Raw genomic sequence first — 4,250 nt, 5'->3', positions numbered from 1 at the left:
GGCCGCCGCGGCGGCGCAGCGCGGCCGCACCGAGCAGCGCCAGGCCCACCACCAGCAGCGAGATGCCGGTGGTCACGGTGCCCAGGGCGTAGATCGACGGCGTGGTGACGGTGGTGGTCAGGCCCTGCAGCTCCAGCGGCAGGGTGTTGAGGTCGCCGATCGCCTGCGAGGAGCGCGCGATCTCGTCCCAGCTCAGCGTGAAGCCGAACATGCCGATGCCCACCACCGACGGCCCGATCAGCGGCAGCACCACGTGGCGGAAGGTCTGCCACGGCGTCGCGCCCTGGTCGCGCGCCGCCTCCTCATAGGCCGGGTTGAAGCGGTTGAACACCGCGAACATGATCAGCAGGCCGAACGGCAGCGTCCAGGTCAGGTGGGCGCCGAGGCCGGAGGTGTAGAGACCCAGCGAGGTGGTGTAGCTCTCGAGCGTGGCGGTGGCGCCGACGGCCTCCAGCAGCCACTTGATGCCGCCGTCGAGCAGCCGGAACTGCAGGCCGATGCCGAGCGAGACGATGATCGACGGCATGATCAGGCTGGCCACGGTCACGTGGAACAGCGCGTCGGCACCGGCCAGGCGCTTGCGGAAGGCCAGCCCGGCGCTCAGCGCCAGCAGCACCGTCAGCACCATCACCACCGCGCCGAGCGCGAGCGAGCGGCGCAGCGCGGCGCCGATGTCGACCACGCCCAGGCCCTTCCACAGCTCGTGGTACCAGTGCAGCGACAACCCGCGCATCGGCAGCGTCAGCCCGCCCTCGGGGCCCTGGAAGCTCAGCACGAAGATCGTGATCACCGGGCCGTAGAGGAACAGCACGAACAGGCCGAACACGAGGGCCAGCGGCCAGAAGCCTCTCGAGCGGCGGTCGCGGTTCATCTCAAAGTTCCTTGCGCAGATTCACCAGCCGCGTCAGCGCGACGATGATCATCAGCACCACCGCCAGCAGCACCACCGCGTTGGCCGCGGCCAGCGGAAACTGCAGGTAGGAGGTCTGCACCTGGATCACCTTGCCGACCGAGGCGATCTGCTGGCCGCCCATCACGCCGACGGTCACGAAGTCGCCCATCACGATGGTGATGACGAAGATCGAGCCGATCAGGATGCCGGTGCGCGACAGCGGCACGATCACGTTCCACAGCGTCTGCCAGCCGCTCGCGCCGCAGTCGTCGGCCGCCTCGAGCAGCGAGCGGTCGATGCGCATCATCGAGTTGAAGATCGGCACCAGCATGAACATCGTGTACAGGTGCACGAAGGCCAGCACCACCGAGAACTCCGAGAACAGCAGCCAGTCGACCGGCTTGTCGACCACCCCCAGCCCCATCAACCCCTGGTTGACCAGGCCGTTGCGGCCGAGCAGCGGCACCCACGAGATCATTCGGATGACGTTGCTGGTCCAGAACGGGATGGTGCAGATGACGAACAGCAGCGTCTGCATGCCCGGCGAACGCACGTGGAAGGCCAGGAAATAGGCGATCGTGAAGCCGATCAGCAGCGCGGCGGCCCAGGTCAGCAGCGAAAACCGCAGCGTCGACCAGTAGGTCTTCAGCGTCACGCAGGGCTCGGCCAGGTTGCTGCAACCCTCGAAGATCGACACATAGTTCTGGCCGGTGAAGCCGGGGATCAGCTCGTAGTCGCTGGTCGGCCAGAAGCTCACCGCCCCGATCAGCAGCAGCGGTGCGACGAAGAAGAACAGGAACACCGCGCCGAACGGCAGCGCCTGCAGCCAGGCGGGCGGGCCGGCCGTCAACGCCGTGCTCTTCACGCCCCGTCCCCTCGGCGAATGCAGCGACGCCGGCCTTCGAGCGGCCGCCGCGGATCCGGCTCCGCCGGTCCGCCAGCGGCGCCCCAAAGGCACTGAAAGGGCCTCTTCGTGGCCCCTGGGGGAGCGGCGTCAGCCGCAACGGGGGGGAGCGTCATCATGCCGCGACAAACTCGTTCCACTTCTGGACCATGTAGGTGTTCTCGTCCATCAGCGCGTTCCAGCACGCGATGCCACCCATGCGCTGCTCGTAGGAGCCGCCGTCGCGCTTGCTGCCGGCCTTGGCCAGCAGATCGCCGTTGGGCGACTTGATGTCCTTCTCGGCCGCCTTGCCTTCCATCCAGTAGGCCCACTCGTAGGCTTCCATCTTGGCCTTGGCGGTCTCCAGCACGGCGCTGTAGTAGCCTGGCGGTTCAGGTAGGCGCCGGCCCAGCCATCGAGGAACCAGTTGATGAACTCGTAGGTGGCGTCGAGCTTCTTGCCGCTCGAAGTGGCCGGTACGCCGAAGCCGGCCGCCCAGGCGCGGTAGCCCTCCTTCAGCGGCTGGAACACGCAGTCGATGCCCTTGGTGCGCACCGCGGTGACGGCCGGCGACCACATCGACTGGATCACCACCTCGCCGGAGGCCATCAGGTTGACGCTCTCGTTGAAGTCCTTCCACAGCGAGCGGAACTGGCCGGCCTTCTTCGCCTCGATCAGGGTCTTGATCGTGAGGTCGATCTCCTTCCGGGTCATGTTGCCCTTGTCGGGGTACTTGTAGAGCCCCTTGGCCTCCACGACCATCGCCGCGTCCATGATGCCGATCGACGGGATGTTGAGGATCGCGGCCTTGCCCTTGAACTCCGGGTTCAGCAGCTCGGCCCAGCTGTCGATCGGGCGCTTGATCAGGTCGGGCCGGATGCCCAGCGTGTCGGCGTTGTAGACCGTGGGGATCAGGCTCATGAACTGGGTCGGCGCCTTGGCGAACACCTTGCTCTTCTCGCCCTCCAGGTAGATCACCTTCTTCGGCGCCGTTCCCTGGTCGCCGACCGCCTTGCCGCCCACCACGCCGGTGGTGAACAGCGTGGTGATCTTGTCGGCGTTCTTGATGCGCTTGGTGTCGATGCCCTTGAGGTTGCCGGTCGGCACGATCTTCTTCAGCGAGAAGTACTCGGTGTCGATCAGGTCGAAGCTGTTCGGCGACGTCACCGCGCGCTTGGTCACCTCGTCGGTGTTGACGGCGATGTACTGGATGGCGATGCCGGTGTCGGCCTTGAACTTCTCGGCGATGGCCTTGTCCTGGTTCACCGCGGTGCCCAGGTAGCGCAGCGTGATCTTCTCCTGCGCGTGGATGGCGGGGAAGATGCCGGTGGCGAGGATGCCGGCGGTGCCCTGGAGCAGTTGGCGGCGACGGATTTCGGACATGGTGGTGTTCTCCTGGGAGGGAAAGAGGGCCGGCTCAGGCGGCCAGCGGATGCATGTCGGCGGCGTCCCAGTGGGCGCAGGCGCTGTCACCGGGCTGCCAGGGCTGGGCCTCGAAGGCAGCCTCGGGCAGCACGACGTTGAACTCGTCGACCGCCGCGCTGTGCAGCGTCAGCAGTACGTAGGTGCCTGGTACTCGGTGGCGCGCACGGTGGCCGGCAGCACGGTGTCGCCGGCCGGCAGCGGGTCGCGGCTCAGGCGGGTCTTGTCGGCGCGCACCGCCACCAGGCCGCGCGACGAGGGAATGACGTTGTGCCCACCCATGAAGCGCGCCACGAACTCGCTGCGCGGCGCATTGAACACGCTGTGCGGCGAGCCGTCCTGCTCGATGCGGCCCTGGCTCATCACCACCACCTGGTCGGCCAGCGCCATCGCCTCCTCCTGCGAGTGCGTGACGTGGATGAAGGTCATGCCCAGCGAGGTCTGCCAGCCCTTGAGCTCGGCGCGCATCTTGATGCGCAGGAAGGGATCGAGCGCCGACAGCGGCTCGTCGAGCAGCAGCACCTTGGGTTCGGTGATCAGCGCGCGCGCCAGCGCCACGCGCTGCTGCTGGCCGCCCGACAGCTCGGCCGGCTTGCGGTGCGCCAGGTGGCCGAGCGACACGCGCTCCAGCAGGTCGGCCGCCTTCTTCTGCCGCGCGGCCTTGTCGACGCCGCGCATCTTCAGGCTGAAGGCCACGTTGTCGAGCGCGCTCAGGTGCGGGAACAGCGCGTAGCTCTGGAACATCATCGCGGTGCCGCGCTCGGACGCCGGCAGGTTGGTGATGTTGCGGCCGCCGAGCACGATGTCGCCCTCGCTCGCCAGCTCGTGCCCGGCGATCATGCGCAGCGTGGAGGTCTTGCCGCAGCCCGAGGGCCCGAGCAGACAGCAGTAGCTGCCGGCGGCGATCTTGAGGTCGATCCCGGCGACGGCGACCGCGTCGCCGTAGCGCTTGACCAGGTGAACGAGTTCCAGGTCGGTGCGTGGGTTCATGGTGCAGCCGGTACGCAAAGCATGTGCCAGGCGACGCGGCCGGCCCGCCGCTGCGGCCCTGCC

General features: G+C 67.8%; 2 protein-coding genes and 2 pseudogenes. All 4 read right to left on the bottom strand.

All coding sequences use genetic code 11. From position 1 onward, the window contains the following. A partial coding sequence (locus tag x551_RS19065) for an ABC transporter permease subunit (protein WP_036250250.1) occupies positions 1 to 871 on the bottom strand: 871 nt, incomplete at its 3' end. Position 872: 1 nt separating this feature from the next. Continuing rightward, positions 873 to 1,757: an ABC transporter permease gene (locus tag x551_RS19060; protein WP_036235417.1), complete on the bottom strand. Its 885-nt coding sequence runs from the start codon at positions 1,755 to 1,757 to the stop codon at positions 873 to 875. Between the two features lie 154 nt (positions 1,758 to 1,911). Then, positions 1,912 to 3,158 (bottom strand): annotated as a pseudogene (locus tag x551_RS19055) (extracellular solute-binding protein). A 34-nt stretch (positions 3,159 to 3,192) separates the two neighbouring features. After that, positions 3,193 to 4,187, bottom strand: a pseudogene (locus x551_RS19050) (ABC transporter ATP-binding protein). Between the last annotated feature and the right edge of the window lie 63 nt (positions 4,188 to 4,250).

The sequence above is a fragment of the Methylibium sp. T29 genome, assembly GCF_000576205.1.
Classification (GTDB): domain Bacteria; phylum Pseudomonadota; class Gammaproteobacteria; order Burkholderiales; family Burkholderiaceae_C; genus Methylibium; species Methylibium petroleiphilum.
This window is presented reverse-complemented; position numbering and strand designations above follow the sequence as displayed.